This is a genomic window from Dyadobacter sp. AC419, from assembly GCF_979253085.1.
Genome location: NZ_CEEDCD010000027.1, coordinates 480283 through 498322 on the forward strand (window position 1 = coordinate 480283; position 18040 = coordinate 498322).

Annotated in this window: 17 protein-coding genes; 8 read left to right on the plus strand and 9 right to left on the minus strand. The window is 44.7% G+C overall.

Translation table 11 applies throughout. The annotated features are described in order from the left end of the window. The first annotated feature begins 40 nt into the window (after window positions 1-40). The 3 genes from AC0IYG_RS27120 (at window position 41) to AC0IYG_RS27130 (ending at window position 3692) form a co-directional block, all read left to right on the plus strand. Window positions 41-1108 (plus strand): hypothetical protein, encoded by a 1068-nt coding sequence (locus tag AC0IYG_RS27120; RefSeq protein ID WP_471714220.1) that lies wholly within the window; start codon window positions 41-43, stop codon window positions 1106-1108. A gap of 27 nt (window positions 1109-1135) precedes the next feature. Continuing rightward, window positions 1136-2182, plus strand: coding sequence for a 2Fe-2S iron-sulfur cluster-binding protein (locus tag AC0IYG_RS27125; protein ID WP_471714221.1), 1047 nt, complete (start codon window positions 1136-1138; stop codon window positions 2180-2182). A 445-nt stretch (window positions 2183-2627) separates the two neighbouring features. Beyond that, entirely contained in the window at window positions 2628-3692 is a 1065-nt protein-coding gene (locus AC0IYG_RS27130) for a LacI family DNA-binding transcriptional regulator (RefSeq protein ID WP_471714222.1), read from the plus strand. A gap of 19 nt (window positions 3693-3711) precedes the next feature. Here AC0IYG_RS27130 and AC0IYG_RS27135 read toward each other — a convergent pair whose 3' ends face one another. The 3 genes from AC0IYG_RS27135 to rbfA all read right to left on the minus strand — a co-directional run bounded on the left by AC0IYG_RS27135 (window position 3712) and on the right by rbfA (window position 8007). Next, the gene (locus AC0IYG_RS27135) at window positions 3712-6312 is read right to left on the minus strand and encodes a M1 family aminopeptidase (protein WP_471714223.1); all 2601 of its coding nucleotides are present in this window, start codon (window positions 6310-6312) and stop codon (window positions 3712-3714) included. Window positions 6313-6380: 68 nt separating this feature from the next. After that, a complete protein-coding gene (locus AC0IYG_RS27140) occupies window positions 6381-7607 on the minus strand; it encodes an FtsX-like permease family protein (RefSeq protein ID WP_471714224.1) in 1227 nt (408 codons plus the stop codon). A 16-nt stretch (window positions 7608-7623) separates the two neighbouring features. After that, entirely contained in the window at window positions 7624-8007 is a 384-nt protein-coding gene (gene rbfA, locus AC0IYG_RS27145) for a 30S ribosome-binding factor RbfA (protein ID WP_471714225.1), read from the minus strand. Window positions 8008-8108: 101 nt separating this feature from the next. Between rbfA and AC0IYG_RS27150 the strand changes: the two genes are divergently transcribed. Continuing rightward, entirely contained in the window at window positions 8109-9521 is a 1413-nt protein-coding gene (locus tag AC0IYG_RS27150) for a hypothetical protein (RefSeq protein WP_471714226.1), read from the plus strand. On the opposite strand, the gene rpiB is transcribed toward AC0IYG_RS27150, so the two are convergent. Beyond that, complete coding sequence (gene rpiB, locus AC0IYG_RS27155; RefSeq protein ID WP_471714227.1) at window positions 9518-9949, minus strand: ribose 5-phosphate isomerase B; 432 nt, start codon at window positions 9947-9949, stop codon at window positions 9518-9520. The genes AC0IYG_RS27150 and rpiB overlap by 4 nt on opposite strands. Before the next feature lie 179 nt (window positions 9950-10128). Between rpiB and AC0IYG_RS27160 the strand changes: the two genes are divergently transcribed. After that, entirely contained in the window at window positions 10129-10848 is a 720-nt protein-coding gene (locus tag AC0IYG_RS27160; protein WP_471714349.1) for an LOG family protein, read from the plus strand. Between the two features lie 28 nt (window positions 10849-10876). On the opposite strand, the gene AC0IYG_RS27165 is transcribed toward AC0IYG_RS27160, so the two are convergent. After that, window positions 10877-11863 carry a ComEA family DNA-binding protein gene (locus tag AC0IYG_RS27165; protein WP_471714228.1) on the minus strand — a complete coding sequence of 329 codons (987 nt, stop codon included), beginning with the start codon at window positions 11861-11863 and terminating at the stop codon, window positions 10877-10879. 110 nt (window positions 11864-11973) lie between these two features. Beyond that, the gene (locus tag AC0IYG_RS27170) at window positions 11974-13014 is read right to left on the minus strand and encodes a DUF4097 family beta strand repeat-containing protein (protein WP_471714229.1); all 1041 of its coding nucleotides are present in this window, start codon (window positions 13012-13014) and stop codon (window positions 11974-11976) included. A gap of 104 nt (window positions 13015-13118) precedes the next feature. Here AC0IYG_RS27170 and AC0IYG_RS27175 point away from each other — a divergent pair, with 104 nt between their 5' ends. Continuing rightward, window positions 13119-13346 carry a hypothetical protein gene (locus tag AC0IYG_RS27175; protein WP_471714230.1) on the plus strand — a complete coding sequence of 76 codons (228 nt, stop codon included), beginning with the start codon at window positions 13119-13121 and terminating at the stop codon, window positions 13344-13346. Between the two features lie 27 nt (window positions 13347-13373). Here AC0IYG_RS27175 and AC0IYG_RS27180 read toward each other — a convergent pair whose 3' ends face one another. The 3 genes from AC0IYG_RS27180 to AC0IYG_RS27190 form a co-directional block, all read right to left on the minus strand. Continuing rightward, window positions 13374-14723: a GH1 family beta-glucosidase gene (locus AC0IYG_RS27180; RefSeq protein ID WP_471714231.1), complete on the minus strand. Its 1350-nt coding sequence runs from the start codon at window positions 14721-14723 to the stop codon at window positions 13374-13376. A gap of 98 nt (window positions 14724-14821) precedes the next feature. Further along, window positions 14822-15418: a T9SS type A sorting domain-containing protein gene (locus AC0IYG_RS27185; protein WP_471714232.1), complete on the minus strand. Its 597-nt coding sequence runs from the start codon at window positions 15416-15418 to the stop codon at window positions 14822-14824. Between the two features lie 102 nt (window positions 15419-15520). Next, window positions 15521-16090, minus strand: a complete 570-nt coding sequence (locus AC0IYG_RS27190) for an RNA polymerase sigma factor (RefSeq protein ID WP_471714233.1) — start codon at window positions 16088-16090, stop codon at window positions 15521-15523. A 144-nt stretch (window positions 16091-16234) separates the two neighbouring features. On the opposite strand from AC0IYG_RS27190, the gene AC0IYG_RS27195 reads away from it, so the two are divergent. Beyond that, window positions 16235-17557 carry a hypothetical protein gene (locus AC0IYG_RS27195; protein ID WP_471714234.1) on the plus strand — a complete coding sequence of 441 codons (1323 nt, stop codon included), beginning with the start codon at window positions 16235-16237 and terminating at the stop codon, window positions 17555-17557. Between the two features lie 6 nt (window positions 17558-17563). After that, window positions 17564-18034: a GNAT family N-acetyltransferase gene (locus AC0IYG_RS27200; RefSeq protein WP_471714235.1), complete on the plus strand. Its 471-nt coding sequence runs from the start codon at window positions 17564-17566 to the stop codon at window positions 18032-18034. Window positions 18035-18040: the final 6 nt, after the last annotated feature.

Genomic DNA, 18040 nt, shown 5'->3' on the forward strand with positions numbered 1-18040 from the left:
TTGTTAGTTTCGGCACATGAAGCAACCGCTGCAATTTTTTTTGGATCAAATTGAAAGTTTACAGTCCAATGGCGGGCGTTATTTTCCGGAAGGCATTTTTCCCGCGCACAGAGAAAACGGAATGATCGGCTATAAGCGGCCTGACACGACCATATTTTTTTCAACAATTATTTGCTTTACGCTGCAATCCATTGCAAAATATGCTGAGCCTGAACAGCAAAAAACGATGGAAAAGATCTGCAATGCTGTCATTAAGAATTATCCGGATTTTCAGAATAAGGATGGCCTGAAAACCTATAATTTCTGGAAAACCAGACCTTCACAACATTTCCCAAACGGATACATTTTCAACCGATTTGAGCATTTCCGGATTCCCGATGATGTGGACGACACGTCGTTTATTTATCTGACCACAAAGACAAATCACGCTGAGCTGCATTCGCTTAAAGACAAACTGGCGCTTCACGCCAATGGCACGAAACTAAATGTTCGCAACACATTTGAAGAATACAGAAACCTGAAAGCGTATTCCACATGGTTTGGAAAAAACATGTATGTGGAGTTTGACGTTTGTGTGCTCAGCAATCTCATGTATTGCATTTTCAATTACAATTTACCGCTTAATGAGCATGATTATGACAGCCTGAATTATATCAAGTCTGTCATTGAAACTAATCGTTACATTGATGTTCCCTTCCGTTGCGCGCACCAGTATCCGCGCACGCCACTGATCATTTACCACGTCGCACGCTTCATTGCCACCTTCGATCCGGTTGCATTGCAACCCATTAAGCAGAAATTGATTAATGATGCAAAAGCGATTCTGGAAAAGTCAACGAACGCAATGGATAAGGTGATCATTTCTTCCTCGTTAATAAGATTAGACGTAAAAACGGAGCGGATAGCAGTCGAAAATTTCACAAATCAAGATTTTCATGGCTTTTATTTTTTCATAGCAGGTCTGTTAACCGCATACGAAAATCCGCTGCTTTATAAGCTGGCCATCAGCCCGTTGTTTCATATGCACTGGATTTGCGAAGCACACTGCTGGACGCTTTTGGCTGAATATGAAACGCTTTGGAACAACTCTTTGGAAAGTTCTTGTTAGGTTCTCATTGAATAACAGACTTTTGCCATGTCCGAAGCCACAATTTCCTTGCAGGTAAAGCACATCATTTCCGAAGCCGCTGATGCAAAGACATTTGTTTTCGAGCGAACAAACAAGCTCCCATTCGTCTATAAAGCAGGACAATTCCTGACATTTCTTATTCCATTGCACGGCCATGAAGTGAGGCGTTCCTACTCGATGAGTTCAGCGCCGGGTGTCGACGAATTTCCGGCGATCACCGTAAAACACGTTCCCAATGGTGAAATTTCCCGATTTTGGATTGATACGGTCAAGATTGGCGACCATTTCGACGTGTTGCCACCTTCGGGAAGGTTTACATTAGAGGAGTCACTGGGATTGCCGCGGGACATTGTTATGATCGGCGCGGGAAGCGGCATCACGCCATTATTTTCGATCTTAAAGGAAACGCTTACCATTGAATCTGAAACGCAAGTCACGTTGCTTTACGCAAGCAGAAATGTCAAATCCGCCCTATTTCACGATCAGATCGTCCAGTGGCAGCAAAAGTTTCCAGAAAGACTTAGGTCAATTCACATTCACAGCCAGCCAACGGATGACTGGAACGGCATGCGCGGCCGCATTAATAACACGCGACTAGAACAGCTAGTGAGTAAATCGTTGCATTTCACACCGCAGCATGCACGGTTTTTCATTTGCGGACCTTATGAGCTCATGCGCTCGGTGGAGATCACATTGCATTATATGGGCTTTTCATCTTTGCAGATCAGGAAGGAGAATTTCGTGATTCCGCTGGCACCGCCTCCGCCGCCGGTTTCATATCCGCATGTTGTTAAACTGAATTTTAGAGGAAAAGCGCACGACTTGTTTGTTCCGGCGCACACCACGATTCTGGAAGCGGCCCTGTCGGCAGGAATTCAACTTCCATATAGTTGCAAAGGCGGCAGATGTGCAGCGTGCGCAGGCATTTGCAAAAGCGGATCCCTGCATATGAGCGTCAACGAAGTGCTGACCGACCGGGATTTGAAAGATGGCTGGATATTGACTTGCTCGGCTTATGTTGACTCGGACAATGTGATCGTCGACATTCCGTAGCTATAAAAAGCAAAAAGCGCATGAATTTGACTTCATACGCTTTATTTTGGATTTAGGAATCAGCAGTGAATTAAATCTTATTTTGGAAAAGGTTAAAGGTTAGGTTCTATCAGGTGTTTAGGACGAGGAATGTAGAATATTATTCTACGTTAATTGTTGATTACAAAATTAATTGTAAAATTGATTAATCCAACGAAAATCCGAAAAAGTGTTCGAGCACACACTGAATTTCCTCAATCGTGTTCGTACCCGATCTTCCTGGCGACTTTGTGATTAATTGTAGTAAAACTAATTTCTATCTGCCACAATCTCAAATTTATTATAATAAAAATTCGAAAAATGTTGTCCCGATTGCATTAGTTTGTTTGAAAGGGCTTAACCATCAAATAAAAATTTGATATTCGCCTTACGAACTGTAAATGAGAAAGCTGAATAACGACGGAAAGTGAAAAAAAGAATAGTCAGAATAAAAGATATAGCAGAGAAAGCCCAAACATCGAAGGGAACCGTGGACCGCGTCCTGCACAACCGGGGAAGAGTTGCAGACGACGTGCGTGAGCGCATTTTGGCCATCATTAAGGAGCTTAACTACGAGCCTAATTTCATTGCACAGTCATTAAAATCACAGCGCACATTTAATTTAGCTGTCCTTATTCCAGACCCGGATGCGGATTCATACTGGGAAGCGCCGAAGATTGGATTGGAAAAGGCGGAAAAGGAATTGCGGCAATATGGCGTTTATATTAGCTTATTTATCTTCAATTCACACGAAGAGCAATCGTTTATTGCCAAGGCAAAGGAAGTTTCAAAAGAGCATCCCGACGGACTTCTGATCGCACCGGTTTTTTACAAAGAAGCGTTGCCGTTTTTCAAAGAATGGGCAGAACTGAACATTCCTTATGTGCTTTTCAACACCCAAATAGAGCACGTTAACCCGCTTTGCTACATTGGCCAGGATTCGTACAGAAGCGGTTGTTTGGCGGCGAAGATCCTGAGCTTTGGTCTGCAATCCACTGGAACTGTGCTGGTTGCGCATGTAAATGAGGATATTTCAAATTCAGCCCACCTTATCACAAAAGAAGCCGGATTTCGTGATTACTTCAACAATGGCGAAGAAAGCCCTGCGATGAAAGTGATCAGCCGGGAAATCAACTTTCCTGATGGTGAAACGCTGGATGACCAGCTGGATGCATTGTTGGAAGAAGAACCTGATTTAAAGGGCGTTTATGTGACCAATTCCAAAGCATTTGAAGTGGCTTCCTATCTGGAAAAGAAATCACTTGAACACATTAAGCTGATCGGTTACGACTTGTTAAAGCCGAACCTGCATTATCTGAACAAGGAAATCATTAATTTCCTGATCAATCAAAATCCGCTGGGACAAGGTTACTGGGGCATTCACCAGCTTGCCAATCATCTTGTTTTCAAGAAGGATATTCAGCCGATCAAATTTCTTCCCTTAGACATTATTACAAAGGAAAACCTCGATTATTATCTCGATCCGCAATGACCGGCGAATGACATTCGGACTACAAGTCACCAAACTGGCTGTACATTTCTTTCAGTTTCGGTTCAGTTTCCTTAGCCCTGATGTCTTTCCGAAGTGCAGCCACGCCCTGAATGTCTGTTAACAAACCAAGTGCCTGGAATGCACCGAAACGAACAAAGTAAGAAGGATTATCGCGCGCCAGACCTTCAAGCACCGGAATGCTTTTGCGCTGCACATCCTGTTTTGATTTGATCAGATATTTTCCAAAAACCTGCAAGAAATTATATTTCTCCGTCGGCTTCATGTGCTTCATCTTATCCAGGAACCAGTCAAATCTTTCTGGCTGCGCAAGTCCTGCATAATAGTTGCCCACCGAAGTTACAATGGCATCATTTGGACTGTTTTCGAACATCGCAGCGATCTCATTCGCGTCTGACGGCTGGCCCATCAGATATTTTTCCGTCGCGACCGAAACCACCTGATATGAGCTATCGCTTAACGCCTCGCGGAAGATGGAATCGCTGTTATTATCACCAAACGACGCCAAAGTGATCATGGCTTCCGAACGCACCTGCGGATGCGGATCCATGCGGGCGCGGCTTTGAATGATCTTTTCAATTTCCGCAAAACCTGTCCCGTCATATTCCGAGAAATTACTGATCGCCATTTGACGCAGCTTCCAGAAATCATCCGTCATCGCCTTAACCAGCACAACCCTTGAAACCGTGTCTGTCAGTGTGCCTTCAAGCGAAGCGAGCGCCTCATATTTATGCAGGAAACGATCACTGTTTGCGTATTGGAATTCCATTTCCCGGCGGGTTTTTTCGTGATCCACCTGGGCAAGTAACTGTGCATCAGCATCGAAAACAACCAGATCCGGCTTTTTAGCGGCAGGAAATTCTAGCGTTTGTGAAGCTTTGTCCACCAACACATTATACTGATTTTTCTTCCCGTTCACCCAAACATCCACTTTCAATGGCAGACGGTAAACAGTCGAAGCCAATGTGTCTTGGGTTTGTTTCAACTTCAACAACACTTTGCCGGAAGCGGCCGCATATTCCTGCTGAATTTTGATAACAGGATGTCCGGGCTTGTGAAACCATTGGTCAAAAAACCAGTTCAAATCCTCACCTGTGGTTTTCTCAAACGACATGCGCAGATCGTCAATCTCGGCGGTGCCGAATGCATGGATTTTTAAATAATTTTGAAGTGAAGCAAAAAATGCGTCGTCGCCAACATAATTACGCAGCATATGCAGGATCCGGCCGCCTTTTGCATAAGAATGGCTGTCAAACATATTTTCCCGATCCTTGTAAAAATAGCGGATCATAGGGACTTGTTTTGTCTCCGATTCGGCAAGATAGGCTTTCAATTCCTGCAAATTCTGCCAATCCGCTTCGTATTTGCCATTATTATATTCGCTCCACAAATATTCGGAATAGTTGGCAAAAGATTCATTTAAAGGCAATTGGCCCCATTCTTCGGCAGTCACATAATCACCAAACCAATGATGCGCCAGCTCATGCGCAATCACAGCATCCGAATTGCCATCGACCAATGAACGGGCATCATTCTGGACGCCTTCTTCATGCACCGTTGCCGTTGTATTTTCCATCGCGCCGGCGACAAAGTCCCTTACTGCAATCTGTGCGTACTTTTCCCAGGGATAATCCATGCCAAAAACATTGGAGAAAAAGCCCATCATTTCTGGCGTTCTGCCGAAGATCGCGTGTGCATCGGCACCATATTTAGGCTCAACGTAATAACTCAGTTCCAGGCCGTTCGGCATCATATCCTTTGCAATGACAAAGTCGCCCACTGCCAGCATCGTCAGATAAGGCGCGTGGGGCAATGACTGTTTCCAATGATCGGTGCGCGTGCCTTTTTTGCCCTCATTTTGAGCGATTAATAAGCCGTTTGACAATGTTTTATAAGTGCTGTCAACCGTAATGTAAATATCTTGGGTAAATTTTTGATTGGGTGCGTCAATCGTCGGAAACCAGCAGCTGCTTCCCTCCGTTTCACCTTGCGTCCAGATTTGCTTAGGCTTGCCTTCTTCCATTCCGTCTGCATTGATAAAATACAAACCTTTTTCGGAAGCATTGTCGCCCGGTTTATCGCGTGGAATGTCATTGGGACGCGCTACGTAATCTATTTTGACAAAAAGAGTATCTTTTCTTGAATAATTTTGTCCTAATTTAATGATCAGCTTGCGCTTGTCATAAGTGTATTCCAGCTTCTTTTTGACTTTACCATTAATTTCTTCAGTGGATAAAACTCCATAATCGCCCACCGTGTCAAGCAATGCGATGCCTTTAATATCAAAACCTTTTGCGTCGAGTTCCAGCGTGTTTTGAGGATAAAAATGCGATTTGAACATCAGCACCGCAGAGGCCGGAACCTGCTGCTTTTCCCAGTCAAAGGCAACATCCAGACGCGTATACAAAATGTCGCTTTTTTTCTGTCTTTCCGGACGGTAAGGGCCCTGTGAAGAGTTGGTTCCCGGGTTTCTTCTCCTCAGTGTATCAGCAACTTCCGATGCATTTGCACTGAAAGACAACAAGAATAATGCTGCGCAAAATGTATAAAAGAAATGGCCCAAAAAAAGCCCTCTATTGTGGCTGTCAATTAATCTTTTCAAGCTGGTTGTGTGGAAGTAAGTCAAAATGATTCAGTTAGTATTTTGTTGTTCGCTAATTCGAATAAATATCAGACCGGCAATGTTTGTCCGGCATCAGCCGCCCTTCTGGCCGGAATATAGGACACCAGCATTGTTATGATAACGACAATGATGCCTGTAAAGAATATATCTGCCCATATTAATTTGACCGGGTAAGCATCCACCAGCGATGTCGCCATTCCCATCGAGACAAACCCGTATTTGATCTGCAACAGACAGAGTGCAACACCAGCGCAAAGTCCGAAAAGCGCCCCCGAGAGCGCCACAATGGCTCCTTCTGCAAGGAAAATTTTTCGGATCAGTTTCGGCGTTGCGCCTAATGCATACAACATGGAAACGTCTTTCTTTTTCTCGATTGCAAGCATGCTTAGCGAGAAGAAAATGTTAATTGCAGCTACTAAAATAATGAATGACAAGGTTATAGCTACAAAAAGTTTTTCAAGCCGGATCGCCCGCAACAAATCTGAATTGAGTGAATCGCGGTCTTTCACCACAAATTTAGTGCCTAACTTTCGTGCAAGCACCTTGCTGACCCGCTCTTCCTTAAATCCAGGCAAGATCCTGACTTCCAATGATGATCTTTCGCCGTGATATTCCATCAATTGTTCCACCAAAGCCACAGGCGCAATCACATAATCATCGTAACGGCTTTCTATAAAAAAAACGCCCCCCGGCCTGAGTGACAATTCATTAAATGCCTCCGAAGGATTTACTGCGATTGTTTTGGTGCCGGTTTTGGGATACAAAAGTTGCAATGGCGTGAGAATGTCTTCCAATGAAATGGCAAGCGCGTTCCGGATGCCTTCCGCAATGATCGCATAAGGCGTTCCGTTTTTGCCATACAAATGCAGGGAGCCTTCTATCAATGCAGTGTCCAGCTGCGCCTGTTGTTCAAAAGCACTATCCACACCTTTGAGCCGCACGATTATCTGCTGATTTCCATATTGCGCCAATGCATTGTCCTCAACCACCTGCGTAATGAGCCTGACACCTTCAACCGACTTGATTTTTTGAATAAAAGCATCATCCACCTTAAAGCGCTTGCCTTCGGCTGGCGTGATCTTAATATCGGCGTCAAAAGTCTTAAAAATCTTGCGGTTAAGGTCCTCCATTCCGTTAAAAACGGATAAAACCACAACCATGGCCATTGTGCCCACAGCTACGCCAGCCATCGCAATGCGTGCGATTACGCTGATGAAACTGCGTTTGTTACGGGAGAAAAAATAGCGGACGGCAATCCGGTACGAAAGATCCATTTGGGAAATGCTTAAATCATTTGGAATCTTCGTCCTCTTCCGGCTCTGCGGGAGGAATTACAATATCCGAGAAAAGCAGATCCATTTTCGCCGCATACTCAGCCGTGTCGTCCATATAGAACTGTAAATGAGGAACGATCCGAAGCTGGTGGCGCACCCTTTCAGCCAGTTTCTGGCGTATGAACTTGGTGTTTTCCTGAATGGTTTCCAGTAAAATTGATTTATTTTTATCAGGCAGAAAGCTTAAATATGCTCTTGCAATGCTCAGGTCAGGCGTTACGCGGACTGCTGTAATCGTCACAAAAGAGCCATTGGTCAAATGTTGCGCATCCTTTTGGAATATCTCTCCAAGATCCTTCTGTATCTGCCTCCCTACTTTTTGTTGTCTTTTAGATTCCATGTTTCAAAAGTACAAATATCCGGACTTATTTTGTTTTTGTAGAATGCGGAGTTGTAATTTCGTGAAAGTTATTCTGATAAGATATATAATCCACATACTTCTTGCTAAGTTTTTTTCGCGTTAACGCACGGTATCAGACGATCAGTTTGGTGGTATTTTTTTTACTCCTTCGCCTTCCATTTTTCCTGGGTGGCGCACCGCTGCTTATCCCCGAACTGAGCTGGATGCTGGTTGGCGAGCAAATGGGCCGCGGTTTTATGCTTTATCGGGATGTGTGGGACAATGTCAGTCCTTTTTCCGGACTCACTTACTGGCTCATTGACACACTCTTCGGACGCACGCAATGGTTTTATCAGCTTGCCGCGATCATCGTTTCCATTGTTCAGATCCTCTATTTCAATTACGTTATACATTCACGAGAAGTTTTTCCCGAGCGCACGTTCCTGCCGGGAGCATTGTATGCGCTTTTCCTGAACATTTCCTTTGATATGGGCACGCTTTCGCCCATGCTCATGGCCAACACATTCCTGCTTTTTGCATTCGGGTCAATTGTGAAAATCCTTGTCAGACGGGAAGTGACGCCGCAGGTTTTCGAAATGGGGCTTTATATCGGGATCGCGACGCTGTTTTATCTGCCTGCGTCTTTGTTTATGGTCTGGGCGTTTTTGGCGCTCTTGTTTTACACGGGTTCCACAGTCCGTCACCATTTGTTAGGCATTTTCGGCTCTGTGTTTCCCTTATTAATGGTTGTGCTCTTCTTTTATTTGAACAATGGCATTGAAAGTCTCAACCGAAATCTGCTAACCTCTGTTTTTCAGGTTAAGCAATACAATCTGAATGACTTTGCGTCCTTAATAGCCTCACTATTGCTGCCGCTGGGTTTTGGTGTAATGGGTTTTATGCGGATTTTCACGACGCTGCGTTTTGTCAATTATCAAACGCGCATTCAGCAGGTTATGGCTTTGTGGTTCATTGTTGCGGTTTTTACGATTCCGCTGATGCAATTTATGGCGCCGATGCAATTTGTGATCTTCATCCCGCCGGCGGCATTTTTCGCAACGCATTATTTCCAAAGCTTTAAAAAGAAGAGCCTTGCCGACGAGCTGCAATTTGTGATCATGGGCGCAGTGATCCTTTTGATCCAATATCAGGGATTGCGGGGAATTATTCCGGGACTTTCGATGGGTAAGCTGGAAAATCTGCGGGCAAAAGAAGCGGAGCTTCCTGAGCAGATCCAGAATAAGCGGGTGCTTGTTTTGGGGCAGCACTCGGGAGAATATATCAATAATTATACAGCCACACCCTATCTTAACTGGGAACTGGCAAGCTACGATTTACGCAACCTGGATAATTTTGACAGCGTGATCCATGTGTATGACAACTTCAAAAAGGATCCGCCGGATTATGTCATCGATAAGGTCAACATTATGCCGAAACTACTTTATCGCGTTCCGGCATTGAAGAAACAATACGAGCTAAGCCAGTGGAAAGGCATTTATCAGCGTAAAATCTAGCACGCAATTTTATCTACGCGTGTCTGATGTCTTCCGCCTTCAAATTCTGTTGCCAGGAATGCGCTGATGCTGGCAAGCGCCGTTTCAAGCTCAATAAACCTGACGGGCAGGCAAATCACATTGGCATCATTATGCTGACGCGCCAGTGCTGCCAATGGCAAATCCCAAACCAATGCAGCGCGGATGCCCTGGTGCTTGTTGGCCGTAATGCAAACGCCCTGTCCACTGCCGCATAGCAACACACCTTTTTCAAATTCTCCACTTTCAACACCGCTTGCAACCGGATGCGCGAAGTCTGCATAATCGGCAGATTCAGCGCTGTAAGTGCCAAAATCCTTTACTTCAAAACCATTGGTTGTTAACCAGTTGATGACCGGTTCCTTGTAAGGAAAACCCGCATGATCCGAACCGATAGCAATTTTTCTCATTACTTTTTTGTTATTTGTAACCATGCAATGGTGCACCGGTTATGGTTAAAGTTAATATTATTTTTTTTGATAACGCCGGACGCAAAGTTACGATTATCTCATACAACAACTAAATCGAATACCCGAATATGAGTGAAGAAGTGAAACCAACAAACGCTGAATTAATAGACGTTTCGCTGATGAATCCCGCGGTTCCCGAAGATGAAAAGCGGATTAAGGAAGCCTTTGAAGATAGAAATTGGAATGAAATAAAAAGTGCGGATTCGTGGGTCGTTTTTAAAGTAATGGCCGAATTCGTCGAAGGATTTGATAAGCTGGCAAAAATTGGCCCGTGCGTTTCCATCTTTGGATCGGCCCGGACACTTTCCAGCAATCCGCATTATAAAACAGCCGAAGACATTGCCGCAAAACTGGTAAGACACGGTTATGGCGTCATCACCGGCGGTGGTCCCGGGATTATGGAAGCGGGTAACAAAGGCGCGCATGAGCAAGGTGGCAAGTCGGTGGGTTTGAACATAAAATTGCCTTTTGAGCAGCATAGCAACATCTATATTGATCCGGACAAGAACATTAACTTCGATTTCTTCTTTGTCCGCAAGGTAATGTTTGTCAAATATTCGCAAGGCTTTATTGTAATGCCGGGCGGTTTTGGAACATTGGACGAAATGTTTGAAGCGATGACATTGATCCAGACCAAGAAAATCGGGCGCTTCCCGATTGTGCTTGTCGGCAGCAGTTACTGGGCCGGACTGATCGACTGGATCAAAGGAACAATGCTTACCGAAGGAAACATTAACCCCGAAGATCTTAAACTGATCAGCATTGTGGACACGCCGGACGAAGCTGTAAAAGTGATTGATAACTTCTACAACAAATATCTGTTGAAACCCAACTTCTGATTAGAGCGTGAATTTGAAGAGCCTTATTTCATTCAAACGAGAGATAAGGCTCTATTTTTTTGATCAGATCTTCATCTAAAACCTTCACTTTCCGCAAGTCATCCATTGTTTTGAATGCGCCGTGTTGTGCTCTGTAATTCACGACTGTTGCATTGATCCTTTTGTTTCTCAGATAAGGATGCCGCCCCAGCTCCTCAGCCGTTACATTATTAATGCCGATCTTCTTAATGTTGCTGCTGATCTTACCATATCGGTTGAGCTCGGATAATGCCAGCGAATCCAGTCCAAATATTTCGGCATACTGACTCGCGGAGTGAAACCCGCCCAATGCATCGCGATATTTCAGAATCCGCATAGAAAGTTTACTGCCAATTCCCCGCAATCGCACAAGTCGTAAAGTATCCACAACATTAACATCAAACGCAATATTCCCCGGGGTTTCAACCCCGGGACGTTCACGAAAATTGGATGACGAACGAGAAGTTGACGACGAACGAGAATCGGATGACGGACGAGAATTTGACGATCCGGAAACAGAAGCAAAAACAATGTGTTTCTCCAACTTTACAAAAAGCTCCGAAGGAAAATCATAGATGTTCAGCAGATCTTCTTTTTTCCGGAACCTCCCTCCTTTACTACGAAATTTATCAATGCGCCTGGCCAAAAACGCAGGAATACCCAGTGTTTCAAGCTCCGCTAATGAGGCGGAATTCGGATCAAAATCGAAAAGCCTGACCGGCTTAACCGACTTTTTAGCATATGCTTTTTTGGGAAAAGGCTTATACTTTTTGAACTTAGATTGGTTCTCCTTTTCAAGTTCAACGGCAATGCTGTCGAACTTTTTGAAATCGATAGGTTCGCGGGCGATGGGCAAAACGGGCAGAATAAATCTGCGAAAAACGAATGGTGCCCAAAGCAGGAAAAGGCAAATGATCATCAGCACCAACGCGCCTCTCGCCTCTTTTTTTGAAATGCCAAAGAATTCCTGAAGCTGTTCTGTGATTTTTTTAAACATGGGACAAAGCGATTATTTATGCTTTGACGCAGGTTTTCAGAATCGGTCACAAAAAAAGGTCATTGAAAACAAAATTTGTTTTCAATGACCTGATCAGGCAATTGTAAACATTATTGGTTCACAGAAACGCTTCCGCTGCTGGCTGATAATGTTATCGGAATGCCGCCGCCGTTCATTTTACCACGCACGTAATCTTTCTCTGCCTGGCCGTCGAAGTTTTTCAGCGCAATGTTCACCTTGTTGCCTTTCAGGTTCAGGTCAACACCTTTGTCCATAGGCATTGTCACGCGCACACTTCCCGCCGAGCTCGAAAGGTCCACGTAGTCACCTAACTTGTTCATTTCTACTTCAATGCTCCCTGCACTGGTGCTCGCTCTCAAACTTCCTGACACATTGGCAAGTCTTACCGATCCGCCCGAAGTGCCTGTATCCAGAGAACCTGTAATGCCGTCACCCTTAACACTTCCGCCACTTGTGTGCGCTTTAATGTCACCTTCCAGGCCATTTAATGCAATGCTTCCGCCCGAAGTTTCCAAGACGATTTTACCATTCAATTCGGTTGCTTTGATGCTCCCGCCGCTGGTGTGAAGCTCTACGTCTTTCTTGCAATTGGCAACATCAATGCTGCCGCCCGAAGTCCTGCCGCGGATAATGCCATCCAAATCGTTTATTTTCAGGCTTCCTCCGCTCGTTGTGAAATACTGCTCACCCGATAATGCGGCAATGTGGATGCTTCCGCCGCTCGTTTTGAGATTTGTGGCTGTATTACGCGGTGCCGACACTTTGAAGCCAATGGAAATGCTTTTTTTGTTATCCCATTTCACATTATTTTTCCGCTTTGCAGTTGCCACCACCCGGTTATCTCTTGTTCCGATCAGGATGTCATAGTCTTCCAAACGGTCCTCAATTTCCTCTTTCGAAAGCTCCTGCTTGCCATTCCAGTTGTTTGGCCTGACATACATATCAACCTTAAATCCGCTGCCCTGGCCGCCTGTGACCGTTATGGATCCGCCGGAAGTCTCAACTTCCAGTTCTTTAAGCGAAGTATTTGTAAAATTTTTGGTTACGTAAGGCTTGTCCTCGTCCTGCGCTTTTGCAGCAACAGACACAAAAAGCGTAAGCATCAGGAATAGTAACTGTTTCGTTTTCATGCTCTAATTTGATTAGGTTTTAAGGAATGATGTTTATTCAGGACATGAGGTTGCATCGGCGGTATGATTTTTGAATAAATAATATTTATAAAAAATAGACGTATATGAAAACCTTTCACATTGAAGTAGTAAAAGAATCTGAGCAGGAATTGATTACCCAAGTTCTCGGAAGCCTTAAACAAAAAGGAATGATTGATTTTACGGACACAACCGATCAGGCCGACAATAAACCGGAACCAGCATCGGAAGAGCAAGTTCAGGAAATGATCGATGAAGCAGAATTAGCCCCTTTTTACTCAGAAAAGGAAGCAAAAAACATCCTCAATTTGTGATCTGAGATTTGATTTTTTTGAGACGAGTCAGGATTTTAAAAACGACGCAAACCACTTTCCGGAATCCTTAATGGTGCGTTCCTGCGTTTCAAAATCGACATATATCAGTCCAAACCTGGCTGCAAAACCTTCGGCCCATTCGAAATTGTCCATCAAGGTCCAGGCCAGGTAACCTTTTATTTTCCCCAATTCATTTTTCGCCTTTAATATGGCGGCAAGATATTCCTGAAAGAACAATTTTCGGGCATCGTCATGAACGGAGTTATCTGTTAATGTGTCTTCAAAAGCGGCCCCATTTTCGGAAATAATAATTTCCCTAATGCCATCATACGCCGCGAATTGCTTTAAAATACGATACATTCCATCGCCACTCACCTCCCATCCCATTGCGGTGATCGGCACATTCCGAAGCTTCGCAGGCACTTCTTTTAGCCAAACCACGGGCGCCAGATAAGAATGCTTTACCACAACGCTGAAATAATTCTGCACACCCACAAAATCGAAGTTGAATGGGAGTTTTTCCACATCGCCGGGCAGCATGTATCTTTTAATGTTATTCAAAAAACCAAATGCGTCGGATGGATAACCGAGGCCTAATGCAGGTTCTATAAAAAGCCGGTTCATAAGCGCATCCGCACGTTTTGCAGCCTGCATGTCGCGTATGCTGCTGCTTGCAGCATGCACGTAAGAACAGGAAACAGCCGTTCCAATGTAAGCATCCGGAACCAGCTCCCGGATCACACGGCCGCCCGCAGACTGGCACATGGCTAAATGGTGAACGACGGGCAAAAAGTTCATTATGCTCTTGCGTCCCGGCGCATGCAAGCCAGTCGTGTAACCCAAACCGGCTACGGCCATTGGCTCGTTCAAAACCACCCATTTTTTCACACGGTCGCCAAATGCATGAGCGCAAACCGTGGCATAATCAGTAAACCAATCGATGATTTTGCGGTTCTTCCATCCGCCCAGGTCTTCCAAAGCCTGCGGCAAATCCCAGTGATATAACGTGATCCAGGGAACAATGTCAAGCGCCAGACATTGATCGATAACCTTATTATAAAACGCAATGCCCTTTTCATTGATCTCACCAAAACCTTTTGGAAAAATCCTTGACCACGAAATAGAAAACCGGAATTCCTTGAAGCCCAGTGCATGCACGTGTGCAATGTCACTTTCGTAACGGTTGTAGAAATCGCAAGCAATGTCAGCGCGATCACCGTTTTTTATCCTGCCTTTATTACTCGCAAATTTATCCCAGATGCAAGGTCCGCGACCGTCAACATCCACAGCACCTTCTATCTGATAAGCTGCCGTGGCGACGCCCCAGCTAAAATCAGCTCCGAAATCTTCTTTACTAAAATCCAAGTCCTTTGGCACTTTACAGGATTACGAGCCTGAAAGTTATGAACATATTATAAAACAAAAGCCCTTCATCCGATAATTACGAATGAAGGACTTTTGAAATGTCCTGAAAATTACTTCACAATCACGATCCGCTTTGTCAGGCTGCCGTCATTGATTTTAACGAAATAGATTCCCTTGTCAAGTCTTTTGAGGTCAACCGCATTGGATGCGTCGGGTAATGTGTTCATCACAAGCACCCCTTTCTGATCATAAAGTTTTACGCTTGATATGGCTGCATCACTGCTAACGACAATGTGATCGGTCGTCGGATTCGGGTAAATGCTGATCTGTGAATCGCCTTCAAAATTGAGACTTTTAATGCTGCTGAATGCGAATGTTTCATCGCGGTCAATCATTTTGAGCCGGTAAAGATTAATGGCGGAAGGAGTTATATGGGTGAAATTGTAAGACACTAATTCTTTGCTTTCGCCCTTTGCCGCGATGGTCGCCAGCACGTCCCATTGCTTGCCGTCGACGCTGTGCTGCACTTCAAAACGGTCCGAATTGCTTTCTGATGTTGTGGACCACGCCAATGTTGCCGCCGAACCTTCTTTGCTTACATTAAATGCGGACAATGTAACGGGAAGCGGAGGACCGGAAATGCTCATGCAGGCAACATCAACCTTGAAATAAGCGCCACTTGAATAAAAGCCGAAACGGACTTTCACTGCATTGGCGGGCGCGTGATCTGCATCATTCTAGCAGCCAATCTTTTGAGAAAGGCTGCGAAGCGAAAGCAAGATCTTATCGGAAATTTGTGACGGAAATTATTAAGCGAAGACAGCATCGGGAGTTGTCACGGAAAATACGTCGCGCAATTCCTGTAAAGCTTTGCGGATCCGCGACTTCACTGTTCCCAATGGAAGACTCAGGCGCTCAGACACTTCTTCGTGTGTGTAACCCTGAAAATAAACCATATCAATGAGCAGCTTGCGCTCGGGAAGCAGTTGTTCCACGATCGAACGGACGTCCATAGTGGCAGGAATGGGTGTGAAAATGGATGCACCCGAAAGATCGCGATCATGCAAGGAATCCAGCTTAATCACATTTTCTTTCTTAACCTCCATCCGCAGCTTATCAATGGCTGTGTTGCGGGCAATGTTGAGAATCCATGTAAAAAGCGTCCCTTTTTCAGAATTGTAACTTGAAATCCCCTTCCAGATTTTGAGAAATGTATCCTGCATAACATCGCAGGCGCGTTCTTCATCCTTTACTATTTTAACGATGATGCCGTATAACGCAGCTGAGTAATGATCATATAAATACTCAAATGCAACCCTGTCATTACTTTTTAGAAGCGAAATCAACTGTTGCTCAGTGAAGGTATACTTGGCAGTCATGTTACACTATTTTTCGGGGTTCATTCCAGGTTAAGCACTGGACAAACTTCTTATATTAATACCATTCCAGTTTATGTTTAGCATCAATCTGTGTAATTTACGCCCTATATGGGAACACTGGATTTTTCTAAATTCTGCACAAAAATGAGCTTTAAAAGTGCCATAATCGCGATTTTATTCTTTTTCCTGTTTGCATGCCGTTCGAAAAATGGGCATTTGAATGAGACCGAAAAGCTGAACCGGGTCGGGCGGGAATATGTGACGCTTGGATTAAACATCGGCCGGTTTGATCCGGATTTCGTTGACGCTTATTATGGTCCCGATTCGCTCAGACCCAAAGCTGGCACGGACACCGCTAACTTTCCGAAAGACAGCCTGCTTTTCCGCGTTTCCGGCCTGAAAAACGCGCTTGATTCCCTGATCACTTCCACAAAAAATGATTCTACCCGTGCCCGTGCGGAATGGCTTAATGCGCAACTGACTGCTTTTGAAAGGCGCATTAAAATATTTGCAGGCGAAAACGCTCCATTTGATTTGGAGTCAAAGGAATTGTTTGATGCAGTTGCGCCTGTTTTTCCGGAACAACATTTCCAATCACTTATAGCAACTTTGGACAGCATTTTACCCGGCAAAGGAGCGCTTCCGGATCGGTTTCAACAACTCGCAAAGCGATTTATCATTCCAAAAAACAAAATTGACACCGTGTTTCTGGTTGCAATTGCGGAGGCGAGGAAACGCACATTGCAGCATTATACATTGCCTGAGGGTGAGAACTTTAAGTTGGAATATGTGACAGATAAGCCCTGGTCGGGATACAATTGGTATAAAGGAAATTACCAAAGCATTATCCAGATCAACATTAGTCAGCCAATTTACATTGAACGGGCAATCGATCTGGCTTGTCATGAAGGTTATCCGGGCCATCACGTTTTCAATGCGCTTTTGGAAAAAAACATTTACCGGGACAGAGGTTTGCAGGAAATTTCGCTTTACCCGCTTTTCAGTCCGCAGTCGCTTATTGCTGAAGGAAGTGCCAATTATGGCATTTCTGTCGCATTCCCGGGCGATTCGCCAAAGCAATATTGCAAGCAAGTGCTCATTCCGCTCGCCGGATTGGACACCACTGGATTCAATATTTATTTCAATGCATTAAAAATCCGATCGCAACTGAATTATGCCCGTAATGAAGTGGCAAGAGGGCTTTTTAGCAAAACCATGGACGACAAAGAAGCTCTTCGCTGGCTGACAGACTACTGCCTTTTGTCTGAAAAAGGAGCCGTCGATTATCTGCGTTTTATCAGAAAATACCGCAGTTATGTGATCAATTATAATTACGGGCAGGACATTGTTAAGAATTACATTGAAGGTCAGGCTAGTTCGGACGAAGCCAAACGCTGGCAATCTTTTGAAAAGCTGCTAAGCACTCCGATTAAAGCCAGCGACCTTTTGAAGGGCACTAAAAAGTAACATTACATGACATTTCAAATCATTAAAGCCGCCTCGCCGGAACAATATCAGGCTGGCGGCGCGCTGTTTCAGGAATACGCCAACTCGCTTGGCTTTGCATTATCCTATCAAAACTTTGACGACGAATTGTTGCAGCTTCCGCAAATGTACGGGCCACCAACCGGTGCATTGTTTCTGGTCCAAAATGACGGCGAATTCATTGGCGCGGCCGGGTTGCGGCGCATTGAAAATGACTTAACATGCGAAGTGAAGCGCATGTACATTCGTCCGGGGCACCAGGGAAGAGGCATCGGAAAGGCCTTATTAGGAGCAATCATCGCAGAAGCCGGCGCGCTGGGTTACAAAACGATCAAACTTGACACGGTTGCTGAAATGACCGCTGCGCTCAACCTTTACAAGTCATTTGGCTTTAAGGAAACCACCCCTTATAATGTCAGCCCTCTTGAAAATGTGCTTTTTTTTGAGCGCGAACTTTAATTAATC

Coding starts and splice junctions, on each gene's coding strand:
- AC0IYG_RS27125 (WP_471714221.1), top strand. CDS start 1,136: ATGTCCGAAGCCACAATTTCCTTGCAGGTAAAGCACATCATTTCCGAA.
- AC0IYG_RS27140 (WP_471714224.1), bottom strand. CDS start 7,607: ATGGATCTTTCGTACCGGATTGCCGTCCGCTATTTTTTCTCCCGTAAC.
- rbfA (WP_471714225.1), bottom strand. CDS start 8,007: ATGGAATCTAAAAGACAACAAAAAGTAGGGAGGCAGATACAGAAGGAT.
- rpiB (WP_471714227.1), bottom strand. CDS start 9,949: ATGAGAAAAATTGCTATCGGTTCGGATCATGCGGGTTTTCCTTACAAG.
- AC0IYG_RS27160 (WP_471714349.1), top strand. CDS start 10,129: ATGAATCCCGCGGTTCCCGAAGATGAAAAGCGGATTAAGGAAGCCTTT.
- AC0IYG_RS27165 (WP_471714228.1), bottom strand. CDS start 11,863: ATGTTTAAAAAAATCACAGAACAGCTTCAGGAATTCTTTGGCATTTCA.
- AC0IYG_RS27170 (WP_471714229.1), bottom strand. CDS start 13,014: ATGAAAACGAAACAGTTACTATTCCTGATGCTTACGCTTTTTGTGTCT.
- AC0IYG_RS27175 (WP_471714230.1), top strand. CDS start 13,119: ATGAAAACCTTTCACATTGAAGTAGTAAAAGAATCTGAGCAGGAATTG.
- AC0IYG_RS27190 (WP_471714233.1), bottom strand. CDS start 16,090: ATGACTGCCAAGTATACCTTCACTGAGCAACAGTTGATTTCGCTTCTA.
- AC0IYG_RS27195 (WP_471714234.1), top strand. CDS start 16,235: ATGAGCTTTAAAAGTGCCATAATCGCGATTTTATTCTTTTTCCTGTTT.
- AC0IYG_RS27200 (WP_471714235.1), top strand. CDS start 17,564: ATGACATTTCAAATCATTAAAGCCGCCTCGCCGGAACAATATCAGGCT.